Annotated in this window: 12 protein-coding genes; 5 read left to right on the plus strand and 7 right to left on the minus strand. The window is 53.3% G+C overall.

Going from position 1 to position 20745, the window contains the following annotated elements:
• Positions 1 to 3: 3 nt before the first annotated feature.
• The 3 genes from FKG94_RS21300 to FKG94_RS21310 form a co-directional block, all read right to left on the minus strand.
• The gene (locus tag FKG94_RS21300) at positions 4 to 3789 is read right to left on the minus strand and encodes a nitrate reductase subunit alpha (protein WP_142928970.1); all 3786 of its coding nucleotides are present in this window, start codon (positions 3787 to 3789) and stop codon (positions 4 to 6) included.
• A 44-nt stretch (positions 3790 to 3833) separates the two neighbouring features.
• On the minus strand, positions 3834 to 5441 hold the full coding sequence (locus tag FKG94_RS21305; protein ID WP_142928971.1) for an MFS transporter: 1608 nt from the start codon (positions 5439 to 5441) through the stop codon (positions 3834 to 3836).
• A gap of 77 nt (positions 5442 to 5518) precedes the next feature.
• Positions 5519 to 6841 carry an MFS transporter gene (locus FKG94_RS21310; RefSeq protein ID WP_142928972.1) on the minus strand — a complete coding sequence of 441 codons (1323 nt, stop codon included), beginning with the start codon at positions 6839 to 6841 and terminating at the stop codon, positions 5519 to 5521.
• Between the two features lie 331 nt (positions 6842 to 7172).
• Here FKG94_RS21310 and FKG94_RS21315 point away from each other — a divergent pair, with 331 nt between their 5' ends.
• The 3 genes from FKG94_RS21315 to FKG94_RS21325 all read left to right on the plus strand — a co-directional run bounded on the left by FKG94_RS21315 (position 7173) and on the right by FKG94_RS21325 (position 10084).
• Positions 7173 to 8756: a nitrate- and nitrite sensing domain-containing protein gene (locus tag FKG94_RS21315; RefSeq protein ID WP_142928973.1), complete on the plus strand. Its 1584-nt coding sequence runs from the start codon at positions 7173 to 7175 to the stop codon at positions 8754 to 8756.
• Positions 8757 to 8915: 159 nt separating this feature from the next.
• Positions 8916 to 9278, plus strand: coding sequence for an ArsR/SmtB family transcription factor (locus tag FKG94_RS21320; RefSeq protein WP_142928974.1), 363 nt, complete (start codon positions 8916 to 8918; stop codon positions 9276 to 9278).
• 200 nt (positions 9279 to 9478) lie between these two features.
• Complete coding sequence (locus FKG94_RS21325) at positions 9479 to 10084, plus strand: glutathione S-transferase family protein (protein ID WP_142928975.1); 606 nt, start codon at positions 9479 to 9481, stop codon at positions 10082 to 10084.
• 137 nt (positions 10085 to 10221) lie between these two features.
• Here the strand turns inward: FKG94_RS21325 and FKG94_RS21330 are convergent, their stop codons facing one another.
• Positions 10222 to 11601 carry an FAD-binding oxidoreductase gene (locus FKG94_RS21330; protein WP_142928976.1) on the minus strand — a complete coding sequence of 460 codons (1380 nt, stop codon included), beginning with the start codon at positions 11599 to 11601 and terminating at the stop codon, positions 10222 to 10224.
• A 378-nt stretch (positions 11602 to 11979) separates the two neighbouring features.
• Between FKG94_RS21330 and FKG94_RS21335 the strand changes: the two genes are divergently transcribed.
• Both FKG94_RS21335 and FKG94_RS21340 read left to right on the plus strand, forming a co-directional pair.
• On the plus strand, positions 11980 to 12660 hold the full coding sequence (locus tag FKG94_RS21335; RefSeq protein ID WP_142928977.1) for a Crp/Fnr family transcriptional regulator: 681 nt from the start codon (positions 11980 to 11982) through the stop codon (positions 12658 to 12660).
• Between the two features lie 553 nt (positions 12661 to 13213).
• Complete coding sequence (locus FKG94_RS21340; RefSeq protein ID WP_142928978.1) at positions 13214 to 14479, plus strand: S41 family peptidase; 1266 nt, start codon at positions 13214 to 13216, stop codon at positions 14477 to 14479.
• Between the two features lie 180 nt (positions 14480 to 14659).
• Here the strand turns inward: FKG94_RS21340 and FKG94_RS21345 are convergent, their stop codons facing one another.
• The 3 genes from FKG94_RS21345 to FKG94_RS21355 form a co-directional block, all read right to left on the minus strand.
• On the minus strand, positions 14660 to 16153 hold the full coding sequence (locus FKG94_RS21345) for a carbohydrate-binding protein (protein WP_246125303.1): 1494 nt from the start codon (positions 16151 to 16153) through the stop codon (positions 14660 to 14662).
• A gap of 224 nt (positions 16154 to 16377) precedes the next feature.
• Entirely contained in the window at positions 16378 to 18501 is a 2124-nt protein-coding gene (locus FKG94_RS21350) for a TonB-dependent receptor plug domain-containing protein (RefSeq protein WP_142928979.1), read from the minus strand.
• Between the two features lie 25 nt (positions 18502 to 18526).
• Complete coding sequence (locus tag FKG94_RS21355) at positions 18527 to 20656, minus strand: TonB-dependent receptor (RefSeq protein WP_179957751.1); 2130 nt, start codon at positions 20654 to 20656, stop codon at positions 18527 to 18529.
• Positions 20657 to 20745: the final 89 nt, after the last annotated feature.

The following is a 20745-nucleotide window of genomic DNA, read 5'->3' on the forward strand; positions in this document are numbered from 1 at the left end:
TTTTCATTGCGTTTTCCCCCCGTGACTCAAGTTTTCCAACTTACTACCGTCGGGTTCATCCAACCAGTTCACCTGGTCCATTTTCCGCACAACCACAAATTCATCACGGTTGCTTCCCACCGTGCCATAGTAGTTAAACCCATAAGAAAGTTGCGCATAACCGCCAATCATATGTGTAGGCTTAACCACGGTGCGTGTAACAGAGTTGTGAATGCCTCCACGTTTCCCGGTCGTTTCTGCACCCGGGGTGTTGATAATCTTTTCCTGCGCGTGATACATCATGCTCATGCCTTCCGGGACGCGTTGACTGACCACGGCGCGGGCAACAATGGCACCATTGACGTTATAGAGTTCAATCCAATCGTTGTCCTCAACGTCAATTTTTGCTGCATCAATTTCGCTGATCCAGACAATGGGACCACCGCGACTTAAGGTCAGCATCAGCAGGTTTTCAGAATAGGTGCTGTGTATGCCCCATTTTTGGTGGGGCGTAATCCAGTTCAAAGTGACCTGTTTGCGCCCCCGTCCCAATTGATCTTCGACGGGGGCAACGGTTTTGGTATTAATGGGCGGCTTGTACACACAAAGGCTTTCACCGAAGTCCCGCATCCAGCTATGATCCTGGTAAAAGTGCTGGCGCCCGGTCAGGGTTCGCCACGGAATCAGCTCATGGATATTGGTGTAACCGGCATTGTAACTCACACGCTCATCTTCCAGTCCGCTCCAGGTAGGCGAAGAGATGATTTTCCTCGGTTGCGCCTGTAAATCGCGAAAGCGCAATTTCTCATCCTCCTTCGGCCGCGCCAGGTGCGTATGGTCCCGCCCGGTGATTTTACCCAGGGCCTCCCATGCCTTGACGGCGACGTGACCATTGGTCTCCGGTGCCAACGCCAGAATGACTTCAGATGCGTCGATATCTGTTTCAATCTTCGGCAGGTTTTTAGAGACACCGCTGTCTTTTACAGTGGAGTTGAGATCACCCAGCAGTCGCACTTCTTCTTCCGTATTCCAGGCAATGCCTTTGCCACCGTTTCCGACCTTGGTCATCAAGGGTCCGAGTGAGGTAAATTTCTTATAGGTGTCAGGATAATCGCGCACCACCTCCACCAGATTCGGCAGCGTTTTTCCGGGTATGGGTTCACATTCACCTTTTTTCCATTCTTTGACATCAAGGGCCTGGGCCAACTCCGCCGGCGTATCGTGCAAAATGGGGAGAGTAACAATATCCGTCTCAGTGCCCAGGTGGCCTTCGCAAAGCTCGGAGAATTTCTTCGCAATACCTTTATAGGTATCCCAGTCACTGCGGCTCTCCCATGCCGGGTCCACCGCTCGTGATAGCGGGTGAATAAAGGGGTGCATATCCGAGGTGTTGAGATCGTTTTTTTCATACCAGGTGGCGGACGGGAGCACGATATCGGAATAGACACAGGTAGTGGACATACGAAAGTCAAGAGTCACGACAAGATCCAACTTCCCTTCCGGTGCTGCGCCGTGCCAGGCCACCTCCTTGAGCTTTTGGCTGTCCATCTCCTCGCCCAAATCTTTTCCCAACAGGCCATTCTGGGTTCCGAGCAGATGTTTGAGCATATACTCATGCCCCTTACCACTGGACCCCAGAATATTGGAGCGCCAGATAAACAGATTGCGGGGAAAGTTACGTGGGTCATCGGGGTCCTCACAAGAGAACCGCAGGCTATCGTTCTTTAGACGGTCCACAATATAGTCGGCAGACGTCTGCCCCGCTTTCTTTGCCTGCTTTGAGAGCTGCAGTGGATTTTCTTCCAGCTGTGGTGCTGACGGTAACCAGCCCATCCGCTCAGAACGCACATTACAATCAATCAACGAATAGCCACGCCACCTGCTTTTATCTGCCAAGGGCGATAAAATTTCATCTATTTCGAGTTTTTCATAACGCCACTGATTGGAGTGATTATAAAAGAAGGACGTACTGTTCATATGCCGGGGGGGGCGATGCCAGTCAAGGCCAAATGCCAGCGGCTGCCAACCGGTTTGCGGGCGCAGTTTTTCCTGACCGACATAATGCGCCCAGCCACCGCCTGATTTACCGATACAGCCGCACAGCGTCAGTAAATTAATAATGCCACGGTAGATCATATCCATGTGATACCAGTGGTTTACCGCCGCGCCCAATATCACCATGGATTTGCCGCGGGTTTTGTCGGCATTCTCGGCAAATTCCCGCGCCACGGTGATAACTTTGTCCCGTGCGACACCGGTGATTTTTTCCTGCCAGGCCGGCGTATAGGGAATATCATCATCAAAGCTTGCAGCGACGTTATCGCCTCCCAACCCCTGATCTACGCCATAATTGGCCATCATCAAATCAAAAACCGTGGTGACCCTAATATCTCCGGTTGTCGTTTTTACTTTTCTTACCGGTAAGCTTCGATACAGAATACTGTCGTGATGGGTATGCTGAAATATCGCCTGCTCGTTCTCCAGGTTGCCAAAATAGGGAAACGCAACCGGGACCACCTCGTCATGCTTGCCGACCAGTGATTTGCGCGGCCAGATTTCCACCCCGGTAACACAGTTTTTCAGCTCCAGATTCCAGCGACCACTTTTATCCCAGCGAGAGCCAATAGTACCCATCGGCACCACCACTTCGTCGGTATTCTCATCGAGAAGGACGGGTTTCCAGTCCGCGTTTTCTTCTCTGCTCAGACTACCGAGATCAGAGGCGCGTAAGGTTCGCGCCGGGACATAAGCACCATCCTTTTCCTCCAGCATCACCAGAAACGGCATATCCGTATACATTCGCAGGTAATCATCAAAGTACTCGCTCGGGCTGGCGCCCTTGCTTTCCAGATGGAACTCTCTTAGCACCACATGCCCCATCGCCATCGCCAGGGCGGAATCTGTTCCCTGGCGCGGGTTTAGCCAGAGATCGGTAAGCTTGGCGACCTCACTGTAGTCCGGGGTGACAGAGACCGTTTTCGTGCCTTTGTAACGCACTTCGGTAAAAAAGTGCGCATCGGGTGTGCGGGTCTGCGGTACGTTGGAACCCCAAGCCATGATGTATGAGGAGTTGTACCAGTCGGCAGATTCCGGTACATCCGTTTGTTCACCCCAGGTCTGGGGCGAACTCGGCGGCAAATCGCAATACCAATCGTAAAAGCTCATACAGGTACCGCCGATCAATGACAGGTAACGACTCCCGGCGGCATAGGAAACCATCGACATGGCGGGGATGGGCGAGAAGCCAACAATCCGGTCGGGACCATAGTGCTTGGCGGTGTAAACATTGGCGGCGGCTATGATCTCATTCGCCTCCTCCCACTCGACACGCACCATTCCCCCCAGGCCCCGCACTTGCTTGTATTGTTTTGCCTGGTCGAGGTCGGTCACTATGCTTTCCCAGGCGTTTACCGGGTCTGGGTATCGCACTTTCGCCTCGCGCCATAGCCTGATCAGGCGGCTGCGGATCATTGGGTACTTTAAGCGCGCCGCACTGTATAGATACCAGGAGTAGCTCGCGCCCCGCGAGCAGCCTCGCGGTTCGTGATTGGGCAACTCGGCACGCGTGCGCGGATAGTCGGTCTGTTGCGTCTCCCAGGTCACCAGTCCGGCCTTCACATAAATCTTCCAACTGCAGGAGCCGGTACAATTGACGCCGTGTGTCGAGCGCACGACTTTATCGTGTGACCAGCGACCGCGGTAAGCGCGCTCCCAGGAGCGGTTTTCATCGGTCGTAATGCCATGACCGCCGGCGAAAATCTCTGGTGATTTTTTTGAAAAAAAACTGAGTTTATCGAGAAAGTGGCTCATTATTCATTCCTTTCGTCTTAGCGAATACATTTCGTCAAGATCTATTAAGGGTTCTTCACGTAAGCATCTTTACGTAAATAAAACCACCAGTTAATGATAATGCAGACGGTGTAAAACGCAGCGAATCCATACAACGCGTACTCCGGCGTTGCGGCTTTGATTTGTTCCCCAAATACTTTAGGGATATAAAAGGCACCATAGGCGGCTACCGCCGAAGTCCAGCCCAGCACAGGGCCCGCCTGTTCCTTGTTAAACACGGCGGCAATAGTTCGAAAGGTCGAACCGTTGCCAATACCCGTAGCGGTAAACAACAATAGGAACAGGATCAAAAACGGAATAAAGAACTCTTCCGGTGTGGCCGACATATAGGCTTGCCTCATAAAGTAAGCCACACCGAGAGCGCTGAACACCATCACAATCGAAATAATTTGAGTCACCTTGGCGCCGCCCAGTTTATCGGAAATCATGCCCCCCAGCGGTCGAATCAATGCCCCGATAAAGGGACCGGTCCAGGCAAACATCAGCGCACTTGGCCCATTAGGGTTGATGGTATCGTGAGTGAGCACCCCGTCTACCACAAGGTGTTGATAACCAAATACGACTTTGATAGCCAGGGCAAAGGCAGCAGCGTACCCAATAAATGAGCCAAACGTCATGGTGTAGATAATGGTCATGGCCCAGGTGTGTTTATTACTAAAAATTTTGTATTGTCGATTCAAACTCTTGTTAATTTCACCGGGTATCATTTTCAACAGAAACACAGTGCTTATAATAATGAGAGGCAACACAATAATCTTATCGATTTCCCAACCTGAGCCATTGGCTTTTGCGGGCAGTATTAACCATAAACCGAGCGCGGCAGTGCACAGACCGATGGCTAACATAAAGAGAATTTTGGAAAAAGCGCCCAGGGTGAAACCAATATCGGGAGAGACATGCTGATCGCGAATATTATTCATACCGAACCAGCTAAACACGGCAAGAGGAACCAAGAGCAATAACCAGACGAACCCGGCATTGTGAATGTAAGTGGCCGTCCCCGCCTCGATTTTGCCTACCAGGGTCCCACTGCTATTTTGCAGAATCATCGCTTCGCCGCCAAAGATAGCAAAGGTCATCACCAGCGGGACGAGTATCTGCATGGTGGTAACGCCAAAATTACCCAAGCCCGCATTCATTCCCAAAGAATATCCCTGTACTCTTTTCGGGAAAAAGAAACTGATATTCGACATGGACGAGGCAAAATTACCACCGCCAAAGCCGGACAGCAAAGCCAGTAATTGGAACTGCCACAAAGGCGTGTTTATATCCTGCAAAGCCAGCCCCGTTCCGACAGCGGGCAGGATCAGCAAAGCAGTGGTTAAGAAAATGGTATTACGGCCACCGGCGATGCGGATAAAGAATGTACTTGGAATTCGCAGGGTGGCGCCCGACAGACCCGCAATTGCCACCAGGCTAAACAGCTCGGACTTCAAATAGGGGAAGCCGAGGTTCAGCATCTGTACGGTGATAATGCCCCAATACAGCCAGACGGCGAAGCCCACCAGCAAACAGGGTATGGAGATCCATAAGTTACGGTTGGCAATATGCTTACCGGTCGATGCCCACTGCTGTTCATCTTCCGGATTCCAATTATAGAGATCTTTTGCCATAAGTTTTTCCTCTTTGGCTTTCAGGCAATGGTCTTCCGGCTATCAACCTTAAAGTCCGCCGTCTTAGCTATAAGCACTTACCCTCGCTTCTCTGCGTGGGCAACCTGCTCCAGTTCCGGTAAATAGCGTGGTTCCCCAGACCTCAGATCAAGCTTTTTGTCCATCGCGACAACGGCGAAATGCATCCAGACAAGCGCGATGCCCACCAGCACGGTCAGCAGCATAAAGCAGCTCGTCCACACGCCGATCAAGTCATTCATAATGCCGAAGGCAATCGGCAGGACAAAGCCACCCAGGCCACCGATCAGCCCGACAATCCCGCCCACTGAGCCCACATGATCGGGGTAATAAACAGGAATATGTTTATAGACGGCAGCCTTGCCGAGTGACATAAAGAAACCCAGCACCACCGTGAGCAGGACAAACACTTCAAGCGAAATGGTGATATTGAAATGTATCGGACCCTGGATACCGGCAACCGTGTAGTCGGTAGAGGGATAAGACATGATAAAAGTACAAGCTACACTGGCGATAAACGTCCAGTACATAACCTTGCGCGCACCGGCGACGTCCGACAACCAGCCCCCGAACGCCCGAAAAATACTGCCCGGCAAGGCATAACACGCAGCGAGCATACCGGCGGTTTTTAAATCCAGGCCATAAGCACCGACATAATAGCGCGGCAACCACAAGGCCAGCGCCACAAATGCGCCAAACACGAAGAAGTAGTACAGAGAAAAGCGCCAGACCTGGAGGTTCTTCAGGGGCCTCATCTGCTCTTGAAACGACGCGTGTTTTATACCTTGGGCCTTGCGGGCCTGGACCGCGGGATCATTTTTCGTGAAGAGAAAAAATACTATGGCAGTTGTCGCCAGTACGCCGGCATACACCTGGGCGACACCCTGCCACCGCCCATCCATGGCAATCAACAGAAAAGGGGCGCCAAAGTTGGTGACGGCCGCACCGACATTACCCATTCCAAAGATACCCAATGCCGTTCCCTGCCGCTCTTTTTCATACCATTTCGATACGTAGGCAATGCCGACCGCAAAGCTTCCTCCCGCCAGGCCCACACCGAGTGCTGCCACAATAAACATCGCGTAGGTTGAAACCTTGGTCAGCAAAAAGGCGGCGAAGGCTGTCGCCAGCATTTGCAGGGTAAAAACGATACGACCGCCGTATTGATCCGTCCAAATACCTAAAAACAACCGGCTTAGTGAGCCGGTGAGAATCGGCGTTGCTACCAGGATGCCAAACTGGGTGTCACTTAACCCCAAGTCCGCCTTAATCTTTACGCCGATAATGGAGAAAATTGTCCACACGGCAAAACAAACGGTAAAAGCTAAAGTGCTTGCCGTTAATGCCTGAGTTTGCTGGCCAGGTGATACGCCCTTCATCATCGTTTATCCCCCGCTAATTAGCATCGTATTTACAGGGTCAGCATGTCAGGCGGCAGGGGGCAGTAAATTGACTGGAATCAAGAATCGGAAAATAGCGGTAGGCCTTTGAAGCCCTGCGCCTGCCCTCAGCGACATATTCCCCTGTTGCCCGGCATGTTATACTGCCACTACCGTGTCGAGCAGCGCTCCCATTAAAGCTATTAAAATCAAATGGTTACCAATAAAACTATCGGTATTTTCTCAGGCGGGACAAGTGCCCTCAGACCCGTATGTTCAAATAGATTAAGATCACCGGTATTCGCTTAGTAGAACCTGAGCCGGGGCGAACTTTATGAAAGAAGTGTTAACTTTGACTGGCGATATGGTCCATGAGCTGCAAAAAGAACGCGGCTACATGGCTTTATTCTGGGGAAGCGAAGGGGAGGAAGGCTCTAACGAAGTGATGCGCCAGTTTCAGGTCACGGACAAGACCTTGATAAAACTAAAGGAAGCCGCCCAGCGTTGGGAGCAGCAGATAAAAACCATTGACAAACTCAACTACCGAATAAAGAAGATAGAACAGCTCAGCGAACAGCGCTCTACGATTAATGCAGCCGATTCCCCGCCCTACAGCATTATTCATTTTTACACCTACGATATTATTGCCCCCCTGCTGGAGTTTATGGTGGAGATCGCGTTATTTGATCCGCATACGGACTCCTGCAATGTCAGTGCTTATAGCAATTTTATCCAGTGGAAAGAACGCACTGGCAGAGAGCGCGCTACGGGTGTACTCGGGTTTTCACACCGGGCGGCCGATCAAGAGACATTCGTCGAGGAATTAAAAGTACTTGTTGCTGAACAGGAAACCTATAAGGAAACCTTTCTTGCCCTCGCTGATACGGCTCAGCAAGCATGTCTTAACAACGTGCTCAATAGCCGCCAGACACCGGATACCGATGAAACCATTGAGGCAGTACACCGGGCCCTGGGAGATGCTTCGGGAAAGAGTATTAATAAAGAGAAACTCCTCAATAGCATGACAGCGAAATTCTGGTACATGCTGATGACGAAAAAAATTGACGGTATGCATCAGGTTGAGAATCTGCTTATCGACACACTGGCCAAAAGTCGACTATCGGCAAAAGAGGGCGCAGCGTGCCATGGTGTCGAACCGGGCGGCGTCAGTCCCCGAGCCATCGCTTTTCTCAAGACACTGCCTTTTTTCTCCAACTTACAGGATTCGCTGTTCAACCAATTAATTCAATCTGCACACATAAGGGTTTATAAAAAAGGCAAGATTCTGTTTCTGGAAAGGGAGCAACCCACCCGGTTCTATATTATCCTGGAGGGTTGGGTCAAACTCTATAAAGGCACCGCGGCTGGCGAGGAAACCATTCTGCAGATGCTAAGCAGTGGCGATGCGATCGTGGGCTCCGCTGTTTTTTTAAATACGCCCTATCCACTTAGTGCGCAAATAGCCGAACCAGCGACGTTGATCAGTTTTCCCGCCGCTATGGTTCGCCAGTTAATTCGCGATGACAACGAATTCGCTGTTAATATGTTAACCAACTTATCCCACCGCTCGCAATTACTGATACAGCAGGTCGAAATGGTTCGACTCAAATGTACAACGGAACGGGTCGGCTGGTTTTTATTGAAAACGTTAATGAATCAGAGTGAATGCAATAATCGAATCAAGAACAGTATTAAACTACCCTACGATAAAGCTATGATTGCGTCTTATCTGGATATGAAACCCGAAACCTTTTCACGCACGTTAAAACATTTTAAGAATCAAGGCTTTCATATCGAAAATGACACGATTATCTTGCCGAGCAATGACCAGCTCTGCCAGTACTGCGATGTTGATATCGCCTCTGTCTGCACCAGGCACAATACCAAAGACTGCCCCAACCCACACTGTGGTCGATAGCGGCGCCGGCCAAGCCCCTACCCGGATCAGTATATGCAGGGGTTGGCTTGCATTCCCAACAGCAAACCCGGTAAGACGCCGGCCCAATACTCGACACGAAAACACCGCAAGGCTGCATTTAGGGATTGACTAATTTTCTATTATGCATAATATAGCCAAATGGCTATACATTATCAAACAACTCTGGATCGAACCTTCCACGCGCTTGGCGATGGAACGCGCCGGGAAATTCTTTCAACCCTGGCGACCCAAGGGGCCTGTTCCGCCGGCGAATTATGCGCGCCCTTTGCTGCGGCGCAGCCCACCATATCCAAGCATTTGAAGGTGTTGGAACTGGCGGGGCTGGTGCGCCGGGAGGTCAAAGGCCGCACTCACCGCTTCGAACTGGTAACGACACCGATGGACGAAGCCGGGGACTGGATATCCCGCCACCAGCAATTCTGGGAAGGCACATTGGAACGCCTCGAGGCATTCCTGGGCCACAATGACAGTTCCCGAGCGGACACGGAGGACGGCAAATGAGTCTGGCTGCGGCAGCGAAAACAACCCAAACAATAGAGGCTGGACGCCATGATTGATAATTCCCCCCTACCCGTCACTTCAACGCTGACAGGAGCACTCCTCTTCTTTTATCGGGCTTTCGTCCATCATCTCGCAGCACATCATCTGCCTTTGGGCAGGGGCCTGGCTGGTTTACCACTTTTTACGTTAGGAGACTTGTTTTGAAACTCTACGACGCCAATGCAGGCAATGCCAAGCGGGTTCGTATATTCATTGAGGAAAAGGGGATCGAGGTCCCCCGTCAAACAGTGGAGCTCGGTAAAGACACCCGCGCGCCGTGGTTCCGCAACCTCAATTCTCTGGGTGAAGTGCCGGTTTTAGTGTTGGACGATGGGCATGTTATCACGGAAAGCAACGCCATCTGTCGGTATCTCGATATCGCCTTCCCACAAAATCCGCTGATGGGCACCCATGCGCAGGAGCAGGGCCATATAGAAATGTGGAGCCAACGCATCTACCAGCAGATCTTTCTCACCGTCGGCTTGATGGTGCGCCACACTTTACCTCTGTTTGAGGAGGTTATCGAGCAGGTGCCGGCATTTGCTGCAACACAGCGAAGAGCCATGCCCGACAGGTGGAAGTGGCTGGATCAAGAGATGTCAGACGGCAGGCCGTTTATCGCAGGCGATAATTTTACTTTTGCTGACGTGCAGGGAATGACGGCCCTGACCATCGCTGATATTTTCGACCTTGGCGTCCCCGAAGACTGCGCCTATGTCGGTAAATGGGCGAATGGCATGCGTGCACGACCAAGCTGGAATGCATAGCGAACTTTGTACATCCAGCCCGGAACGACAGCGGGCCGTGGATATGGGAAAAGTCCCGTGTGTCATCCGGCACATTGCCTCGATGAAAGTATAAATCCCATCAGGCCCGTTCGCTCCCGATGACACACCGACCGCCTCTAAAGCGCAAATATTTTGCCTGGATTGAGTAAGTTCTTCGGATCCATAGCGCGCTTAAGGCACTTCATCATTGCAATTTCCGCATCGCTGCGGGTGACAGAAAGGTAGTCTTTTTTCTCCAGACCTATACCGTGCTCGGCCGATACAACGCCGCTGTAATCACGCAAAGTACCGTAAACAATCTCTTCGACCGCCGTACGGGTATCGGGCTCGCCATCACCCACCGCTACAACCAGATGTAAATTGCCATCGCCCAAGTGCCCGAAGACAACACACTGACTCTCGGGCCAGCGCCGTTTCAGACTGTCATTGATATCTGCGAGATAGGCTTGCATGTTGTCGAGTGCCAGGCTTATATCAAACAAAAACATCGGATATAAACTAATCAGCGCCTCGACATCCTCGCGAATCGCCCAGAGTGCATCTCTCTCGGTATTAGACTTTGCGACCACGGCATCGGCGATAAGGCCAGCGGCGTAAAAATCTTCCAAAGCGTTCTCAAACAACGCGGCGTCCGTATCGATATCGGAACCCAGGGTCTCTATCAAGACATAAAATGGATACTGATCGGCAAACGGAGGCCGATGCCTGTCGCGGTGGGCCATGACCAGTTGGAAGAAGGAGTCCCACATAAGCTCAAAACCACTCAGGTTACTCCCCAAGCAGTATTTGGCCCGGTGTAACAACGCAATAACCGATTCAAAATCGGGTACCGCCACCAATGCGGTGTTCTGACTGCGCGGCTCGGGAATCAGCCGCAACACCGCGCGGGTAACAACGCCCAGCGTACCTTCGCTGCCGATAAAAAGCTGTTTCAGATCGTAGCCGCTATTGTCCTTTAGCACTTTACCCAAAGATTTGATAACAGTGCCGTCCGCAAGCACAGCTTCGATGCCCAGTACTAACTGCCGCGTCATACCAAAGCGCAATACACGGTTACCACCTGCATTGGTGGCAATATTGCCACCGATGGTGGCAGAGCCCCGGGCCCCCAGGTCCACCGGAAACATAAGCCCGACCTCCGCCGCAGCTTCCTGGACAGACTGCAAGGGTACACCGGCCTGTACCGTCATGGTGTGATTCTTGACATCAACTTCCTCAATACCGGTCATGCGCTCCATCGACAAGCCGATATCGCCGGGCCGGGTGGCACAACCGCCAGCCAAACCGGTAAGCCCGCCCATGGTGACCACAGGGTGATTATGAATATTACAAAGCTTCAGAATCTCGGCAACCTCGGCTGTTGTTTTCGGGCGCACAATGGCCTCTGCCCGGCAGAGATTTCCGCTCATATCGCCAGGGCGTTGCTGCAGATCGGCGCCTGTTATCATCGCCGGGGCGTCGAGTTTTCCCTTTAACTCCTCGATCAGCTGGCTCATAGGACCTGTCCTCCAAATATTAACGTTATCGGGTGCGGGCACCGGTTAGGCGTTACTGTACTTCCTGCGTGAGGACGCAAAACCGTGAGGACGCAAAACCGACAAGCCGCCCACTACGGCTAGTCCATCGCCTGCCGAACCTGAATCCTCAGCATCACAACCGGTTGTAACCAGCGATTTAGAGCCTGTTGTTGTTGCTATTGAGTCCTTTGCTTTGCAATGAGGCTTTACCTGAACAGCCTACACCGCAATTACCGCGACCTGTGTCAAGCAAGTGACAGTTATTGATTGTCAACCTGTAGTCGCTGTTTTACTCTTTCTGTCATCATACTCAGCCACTAGATACCGCAGCGCGTAATTGTTGCAAGGGGGCGCCATTTGCTGGACAAAAACAGTTTCAACTTCAACTGGATTGATGCCCTGCCCGACACGGCCAAACAGGCTGTTGTCAATACAATGACGACACGCACCTTCAGCGACGGCGAATTCGTCTACCTGGCGGGTACCCCGTCGGAGGCGCTCTATCAAGTGGTCGAGGGCCTGGTGCGCCTCACGGTCATGTCGCCCGATGGCAAAGAAATCCTGATGTTTGTTATGCGACCTGGCGATTGTTTCGGGGAAGTCGGCCTGATCGAGGGTACGCCTCGCGCCAACTCCGCCAACGTGCAGGGCAAAACGTGCCTGCGACTTCTGCCCAAGCAAATATTCCGCGCCTTGTCGAAAGACTACCCCTCTATTAATGAACAGCTTCTCCAACTTATGTGCAGGCGCATGCGCCTGACCCTCGAAATGATTGAGGGGGCCGCCCTGTTGAGTTTACGCCAGAAGCTATTGCGGAGGTTGCAGGCGCTGGTCAGCGCCTACGGTGAACCGGCGGGCGACGGCATCGTTATCCGCCCGCGCTTCTCCCAGGAGGAGTTGGGTAAAATGGTGGGAGCCTCCCGGCAGAGTATCAACAAAGAACTGCACGCACTGCAGAGTGAGGGGCTGATACGGCTGGAATCAGGCCTCGTTTACGTCAGTAACCCGGAGAGACTATCAGAGCAGGCTTTTGCTTGACCGTACTCGATAACGAAAATACCGTCCGCATAGGTAAAAGAAACAGTCTGCTCTTTAAGCAACAACCAACATACCCTCTGTAAACGTCGTTGCTATAAACGCCGACTACAACCCCATGGCAGCAGAACCCACAAACCATTGTGACGTCAACTGACAGCACAATGGTAAGGTGAACACCTCATTGGCGATTATTTGCTATTTGCCAAGCAGACCAATCCGTGTTCGCACCCTGTTAATCCGGACCGACGCCACAGGCATTATATACCGGTGTGGCGGGCATCTGGCCTGCCAAAAATTGACCGGGCTTTACGCGCACCTGGCGCATTGACCGGGGCCGGCCGTATAGGCTCATATTTTGACAATTTAGAAAGCGTTGAAAAAAGCAATTTCAGTACAACCAATGCAGCAAGAGTCTATATAGTGCAAACACACAATCCGTTATGATCGACGCGGTAATCGCGATAACAGGCATGAAACCAAAAGGAGATATGGCCATTGGAAACATTTTTCCCCACACTAGATACCCCGCAGCAAGATAAGATGGAATAGACTTTTGACCAGCAGAGTTGTCATCAACACCCTCACCTACACCACCCTGGTTTTCCTACTGGCGGGTTGCCAGGGGAGTCTTATCGACTCCACACCTGACAATCGCACACAGGGTAACACGCATATCTCTCACGTCTGGACTGTTATAAACGACAAGTTTGGTGGAGAAGGCTTTAATTCACAAAAGTGGGCCAATACCAAACGACAGTTTACTTTACAGAACTATCAAACACTTTATGACGAGCATGCGGCAATCGAGTCTATGCTGGAAACCCTTGAAGCCCCCGCTGTCCGTTTGTTAACAGAGGCACAGAAAGCACTTTTCCTGAATGAAGTATCGGGTCAATTACCAATGGGGATTGGACTGATTGAGCTGCTATCTATTGATATCGATGAACACACAAAAGTACTGACTATTGTCACCTGCCTGCCACAGACCGCGGCCGCTAAAGCCGGGCTCAGAAGCGGGGATCAAGTTATAAAAATTAATGGTGTGCCTACAGCAGGACTGTCTCTTGCACAAGCGATGTCAAAATTGAGAGTGGCGCCGGGGTTGGACTTATCTTTGGATATTCTTCGCGACAGTGTCCCTCTCACCTTTTCGGTCCCCGGTGAAGCGGCCCGGAACATTCCATCACCCGTTCGTACCTTTACACAACAGTTTGATGATAAAACGATCGGTTATATTCAATACTTGATCGCTGCCAAAGATTCCGCCATCGATTTCCGCAACGGCCTTTCATCCCTGCTCCGCCAGGGCGCTGACGCACTGGTATTGGACCTGCGCAACAACCCCGGCGGCAGCGTCCCCGACGGCCTCGCGGTTGCCGATCTGTTCCTGGAAAAAGGCGCCCCGATTGCCACGCTCAGAGCAGGTCAAGCGAGAACTGTGCGGGAATACTATGCGACGGATCGGGCCGTCTGGACAGGCCCTACAGCCATTCTGCAAAATGAAGGCTCGGCCAGTGTCGCTGAACTTATCGCCGGCGCCCTGCGCGCCAATAACAAAGCCATAATTGTCGGCCAAAAAAGCTATGGTAAGGGACTCCTCCATACACTAACGCCCTTGGCAAACAATACGGCCTTGATGTTTCCTGTCGGACGTTTAATAACCCCTGACCAGCGGGATATTCTCCATGAAGCGATTATTCCTGACTATCTCGTTCCTCAAACGCCGTCTCCGATCATGAGCAGTCAACAGATGGACGTGGGAACGGCAGTCGACCGACAATATCAGCAAGCGCTGGCTAAAATACTGAAGTGGGATTGAAACCCGCCGATTCTACCTTGATTCGGTAACCAGGGCTTGTCATGACAATGCACACGCTACAAACGCAGCCAGGACCAACCGACCTCAGACCTGCCGAATGGCATTAGGGTAATGAAGTCGGTTATTGCCAAGAAAGGCACTGCAGAGCCCTGCCAACGAGTTTACCTGCCTTGGTTTTCCTTACTCCACCTTGGTAATCCTAAACCAGTTTATATTCCATCCACCCGAAAGCGCATAAATACCAACATTATAGCTACCGGCTGCAAGCGTAACCGTATGGGATACCGTCTCCCAGCTCTGCCAACCGCCGGTGGCAGGTATATCAACTGCCCCTAATACCAGATCGCCGCCGTTGAGATCGAGAGAGAGCCGGGCGCCGTTGATACTGGCAACACGATATTCAACCCGGTAAGAGCCGGTGCTTGGGATGGCAATGTCGTAGTAGCTCATCCAGTCACCCGTATCGATCCAGCCTACATTCTGCCCCTGCCCTGTATCGGTTGTGTTTTCAACGTCCACGCCGGCCATATTACTGTAAGATTCGGCTTGGATAAGCCGGGAAAATGCGCTGCCTTGTTCGATGATGCCGTAGGGCGGCGGCAGGGTCGCACAGGTGTTTATGCCAACGCAGTCAGCATTGTTCTGCCAGCCCCAGCCGGTCTCGATATGCGTGCAGATATTATAGATCGTTCCCCACCAGTTACACCTTTGCGTGGTACTACCGCCACCGGCGGGTTTGTTGCCTTTGACGAAGTCAATGTCCTGTGCACGTAAATCCTGGACATTTTGCAGTACCTGAGCAGGAGATAAAATAGTGTCCTTTTCAAAATAAACCCAATCCACATCCTGGTAGTATTCCCGGTAGTTGGAGTCAGTGAGATAGCCTCGCTTCGTGCAGGACAGGTCGAAGCAATCGTTGCTGAACCAGATTTGGAACATGAGGAACATTGGGTAATCGGGCGTAACCGAACCGCTAAAGCCTGTTTGATGCTGGCCGTCAATAAAGAAATCTATTTGCCCGTCCCTCACTTGCATAACGAGATCGTGCCAGCCCTGCAGAGACCCCGTGGTTCTTGTAACTGCGTGGTTGGACGGATCGCTAAAGTCAACGATACGGTATGTGCCTGACCACATGCTGGGTTCATATGATCCGGTATACCAACCGCCATTTGGCAGGTATTCGAAATCAATTTCACTGTAGGGCTCACTGCCCTCAATGTAGCGCGTTATCCCGAAAAATGCCTGCACGACCGAGTCGCCGTCGGGCCCGACCGATGGGGCGTCAGTAAAGAACATGCGAGCTGCCCAAGTGCCGTTTTTGTATTCCTCTTCCACCCGCGACACTTCGGCTTGTGTAGACTGACCTGAAGTAGCCGCCCTATTCACGATATTGCCGCCGTTGACGTTGGTACCGGCCTTCAAACGCATGGATTTCTTGACCCCGGTGTCAACGAAAGAGATGTTCTGTGTACTCCATCCTCCATTCGATAAGCCAGGGCCGCCAATGTAGTTCCTTATATGCCAGCCGTTGGCAGAGAGTTCACCGGTTGAACTGTAATTGAAATCGTCGAATAGTATTGTTTCTTGAGCCGCTGTTACCGTCGATAATAGCGTCAGTACCAAACTCGCTGATACCAAAAGAACGTGATGTATCGATTTTTCGTCGTTGCGCATAGCACCCATAGCCCCGTTTTTCGAGCAGTGTATTTTTGTAAGTGTTGTTTACTCAATTATTGCTTTTTGCTTCCGGTTAACGCCAGGCAGTATAAATAAATGGGGAGGACGATATAGTAGAACTTATCACAGTATCGCTATGCCGCTGAGCACAGTTGCGGGAATTTCGCCAAGCTGTTCAAGCTTGGGAACTGGCCACCTGAGCCCATGACACTGAAGAGGACTCAAAACCGGCCATCGATGGTAACGCTGAAGAAGACCCCCCTCTCGCGCCGCGTGTCCTCTCGCTGCATCAGGCTGCCGTTGCGGTTATCGGCGTAAACCAGCCGTTGCCACCGCTGGCGTTCATCACCGATATTTCTCGCCGCCAGCCGCAATTTGAAGTCGCTAAAACGCACAGTCTCGATAAACGCATTCCACCGTCCCTGCGTTCGAAAGAAGTTACTTTCGTTGACGAAGTATTCCTCACTTTCCTTATAGCTTTCATAGCCCAACCCCCAGGAAACCCCCGCTTTGCTGAAATCCTGGCGAAAATCCACCTGCACGAGCGGGCTCTCCAATTCGGTCAGCTCCCGGGTCTGTCCGGTAACCGGATCATCAAAACGGGAGTCCACAATATCAGCTTTTATTTCTACCAGGCCCTTGGGGACCAGCGGTTCCAGCGGCAGGTTGCCGCTCAATGCCAGACCGCGTACCCTGGCGCGACCGGCATTGCCAAGAGCCTGGTCACCGGAGGGGAGTACGATCTGCTCGAGAACATCCTTGCGCCACTCCTGGTAGACTTCTACGCTGAAGGCACCTTTTGCGGCAAAACGGCGGTCAAAAGCGAGCCCGGCACGGATATTTCTCTCGGGGCGCAGTTGCGGGTTGCCGGAAAACTGCCGGTCGTTGACCAGGTCAGCGCTGGCGGCAAAATCGCTGAAATCCAACTGTCCCACCGAACGCCGCAGCGTAAAGCGATACTGCGTTTGTTCATCGTCGTTGTAAATCAGCCCCAGGGAAGGCTTCAGATAAAACAACGACTGCGCGTCGTCGCTGTCGCCTGCAACAGATATATGCGAATACTCCGCGGCCAGACCGGTCTCAACCGTCAGGCCATACAATTTCCAGGTCAGGTTGGTGAAAACTTCACCGCGCTGTTCGATCACCTTGGCATAGCTGTCGCGGGTATTTTCCAGGGGCCGCCCGGCGGCATCGGTGGGCCGCAACTTCAACCAGCTTTCCAGGTTGTTATAGGCCAATTCCGCACCGTATTCCTGGCGCAGAATGCCGAGCGGTTCCTGTGCCGGCACCGAGTCTTTCCTGCTGAACGCGGTGCGCAGGACATTTTCGGTTTTATGTTCGTCGAACCGCAATTGCGAGCCGCTTGCAAAAATCGACAGTGGCGCTTCGGTCCGGGAATCCGCATCCACAAACCAGTTCTGCGTATTGTTGAGGTTGATCAGCCGCCACTGCCAGCCGCCCGCCAGCGGCATGCCCCAATCAATACCCAGTTCCCCGGCATAGTATTGACTGTCGCGTTCGTTCCTAAACACGCTATCGGGGCGCCCCTCCGGCATCCGCCGGCTGTAGCCCGCGCGCTGCGTCTCCGGCATATACCGGCTCCACCCCAAGCGGGCATTGACACTGAGTTCGCGGCGCCCGTACCGGCGGCGCGCCTCGCCGGAGAAGAAAACCTCGCCGAGAAAACTGGGGCGGTCTTCGACCTGTGTCCACAGCAATTCGTTATCCCCCGAGCGAGCCGTGATCTCGGCTTCCCGCGGTTGCCGCTCCCACATGGCATCGACTTTCAAGGCCGACTCCCACTGCCCCAGGTGTTGGGACAGTGTCAGCTCACCCTTGGGGTAAACTTCACCATCGGCCGCCCGCTCCACCGTCAGTTGCCACCGCCTGGCGTCTGCCTGCCTGAGCCGGATCACGTTTGCCACGATAGACTGGCCGGCGGCGTCAACGGCGCCGGCCGTGCCCCGCAGCAGGTCAATCCTGCTGACCTGGAGCGCAGGAATGCGCTGCAGGGCGTCCTTTATGCCACCCGATTTCGTGGTGGGCCGGGTGCCGTCGATCAATACATTGCCGGCGCCGGCGCCAAAACCGCGGATATCCTCTTCCTCTTCCAGCACAAACCCGGGGAGCCGCAGGACCATATCCAGCGCGGTTTGCGGCGCGTACTCGGAAAAGAAAGCCGGCAGATAAACCTCCTCGCTGCCGCGCTCAGCGCCAGCCTGGGAACCCTGGGCACGACTCGAATCCGCACCCATCAGCAGTGCCAGGGAAACCGCCGTCATCCCGGCGACCCTACAGGCGCGCCGCCAGGACCACGCCTGCTCCAGCGTTCTCGACATATTCATTGCCGGCTCTCCAATGCCTTGCCCTCTACTGAATCTGGTATTCGAACATCAATCGATAGGTGCGCGGCGATCCGAGCAACAGTTGATTGGCGTAGATAAAACCGGGATCGTCCTGCTGCAAATAGAAGACATCTGCCCAGGGCACATAATCCTCATCAAACAGGTTCTCCACCCGGGCGGAAATGCGGAAGTTGTCGGCTTTCCAGGCGGAGAAGAGGTTTGTCAGGGTGTAGGATTTCAAGGTGACGGTATTGGGGTTATCACCAAAGCGATCATCCACGTGGTGCACCGAGACCCCCACTTCCAGGGGCAGATCGGCAATGTCCTGATAACTCGTCCACAAGGCGGCCGTCCACTGCGGTACGTTCGGAGGTGTGTTGCCGGCAAGACTCTGGAAATTGGCCGAGCGCCGGAACTCGGCATTGGTGTAAGCGGCGTTAGTGCCGACCCGCCACTGTTCCGCCACTCTCATTGTCGTGGAGAACTCAACACCGCGAGAGGCGCGCCCGCCCACATTGGTAGCGCTGTCAAGTGCAAAACGTTCAAAGACATCGTCCCGCTCGATGTCATAGTAAGCCAGCGTCGACTCCGCTTTGCCATCCAGCCAGATGGCTTTGAGGCCCACCTCCCACTGTTTGGCATCGGTTAAATCAAAATTCTGGTTGGCATTGACCAGGAAGACGTTGGAATTGATCGGGTCCTTGGCATTGCTGTACTGGGCATAGCCGACGATATCGGGCGTAAAGTTATAGACCGCGCCGATGCGCCAACTCCACCAGCTGTATTGCCGCGAGAAACCGTTTGCTTCCTCTACGCCCTCGGCATTGAAATTGCGGCGGTCGAGGTCAAGGTTTTCGTGGCGCAGTCCGGTAACCAGGCTCAGTGTGTCGGTGACCTGCAGGGCGTTGCCGAAAAACGCCGCCAGCGTGCTGATATCCGTGGGGCTGATGCCGCGCAACTCTTCCGGGCCGTAGCGACCGGGTTCGGGGTTGAAGGCGTCTACGCCGTCACCCGGCACCTGAGCGACCCCACGCCTGAAGCCCCGGCTCCGTTCAAAATCCATATCGATGGCTTCGAGGCCGGCAACGAAGCGACTCTCCATGCCGCCGAACTGCGAATCGATGTTGACCGTCAGGCGATTGCCGAGCAAATCCTGATCGTGATCCAACAGGAAATAACCGTAGTAGCGTTGAATTTCGCCCACTTGAGTGCAGACATCGACCACCTGCCTGCAGTACGCATAGCCTTCGGCGTTTCTCCACTCGCGATCGGCGCTGAATTGATACAAGGTATTTTTAAGCGTCATGCTGTCATTGAGTTGCCACTGGAAATCCAGGCGCAGGAACAATTGGTCAGAATCGGCGACGGCATCGTCCACGTTGTAGTTTCTAAACCGCATGGCACCGTCAAGCACTTCTCCACGGCCGGTGGAGACGACATCCAGCGGATCACGTGCCACCTCGGCCGGCACCAGCGGTGTGCCGAAGTAACTGCCCACATCATCGCTCAGATAATCCGCGCCGAACTTCAGGGAAATGGCCTCGGTCGGCTGCCAGAGCAGGCTGCCGGTCAGGTTGGTCGATGAGCTATCGGTGCGGTCCACATAACCATCCGTATCGTAACGACTGATATCGACATTAAACCAAGCGTTTTCCCCGAGGCCGCCCTGGCTGCCCAGGCCGAGGTGTCGCGAGTCATAGCGACCGTAGCCCAACAGCAGGTTGGTGCTGCTTTCCATCCCGACTTCAGCACTTCTGGTAATGGCGTTGACGGTTCCCGCCACCGAGCCGATACCGTTGATCACAGAGGCCGGCCCGCGCAGCACCTCGACCCGTTCGAGATTAAACGTATTTTGCGGTCGCATGACCATGGTGCTGGGGCCGATCCACAGGCCGTCGCGCAGCACGGTAATCTGCCCCCGCGTAAAGCCGCGCACCGAGAAAGTCGACGGCGCGGTGGGATGCTCCCCGGTCACGACCCCGGGCAGGCTCTGCACGGCGTCGGAAAGTTTGCTGTAACCCCGCGCCCGCATCACGGAACCATCGATAATCTCAATGGTTGCCGGCGTTTCCAGCGCGGTCAGCCCCAGGCGACTGGCGGTGGATGACTGGTCGTTGAGCCGCAGCGAGCCGATGGGATTACCGATGATAATCATCTCATCCTCCAATCGCTCATCGGCAATAGCATTCTTTGTGGCAGGACTCGCGGCGGCAGCGCCAATGCAAAACCCTGGCAGCGCCAACA

This window comes from Exilibacterium tricleocarpae, from assembly GCF_007004655.1.
GTDB classification, from domain to species: Bacteria; Pseudomonadota; Gammaproteobacteria; order Pseudomonadales; family Cellvibrionaceae; genus Exilibacterium; species Exilibacterium tricleocarpae.

Excerpts from the sequence above, each read along its gene's own strand:
- FKG94_RS21300 (WP_142928970.1), bottom strand. The coding sequence starts at position 3,789 with ATGAGCCACTTTCTCGATAAACTCAGTTTTTTTTCAAAAAAATCACCA.
- FKG94_RS21305 (WP_142928971.1), bottom strand. The coding sequence starts at position 5,441 with ATGGCAAAAGATCTCTATAATTGGAATCCGGAAGATGAACAGCAGTGG.
- FKG94_RS21310 (WP_142928972.1), bottom strand. The coding sequence starts at position 6,841 with ATGATGAAGGGCGTATCACCTGGCCAGCAAACTCAGGCATTAACGGCA.
- FKG94_RS21315 (WP_142928973.1), top strand. The coding sequence starts at position 7,173 with ATGAAAGAAGTGTTAACTTTGACTGGCGATATGGTCCATGAGCTGCAA.
- FKG94_RS21320 (WP_142928974.1), top strand. The coding sequence starts at position 8,916 with ATGGCTATACATTATCAAACAACTCTGGATCGAACCTTCCACGCGCTT.
- FKG94_RS21330 (WP_142928976.1), bottom strand. The coding sequence starts at position 11,601 with ATGAGCCAGCTGATCGAGGAGTTAAAGGGAAAACTCGACGCCCCGGCG.
- FKG94_RS21345 (WP_246125303.1), bottom strand. The coding sequence starts at position 16,153 with ATGCGCAACGACGAAAAATCGATACATCACGTTCTTTTGGTATCAGCG.
- FKG94_RS21350 (WP_142928979.1), bottom strand. The coding sequence starts at position 18,501 with ATGAATATGTCGAGAACGCTGGAGCAGGCGTGGTCCTGGCGGCGCGCC.
- FKG94_RS21355 (WP_179957751.1), bottom strand. The coding sequence starts at position 20,656 with ATGATTATCATCGGTAATCCCATCGGCTCGCTGCGGCTCAACGACCAG.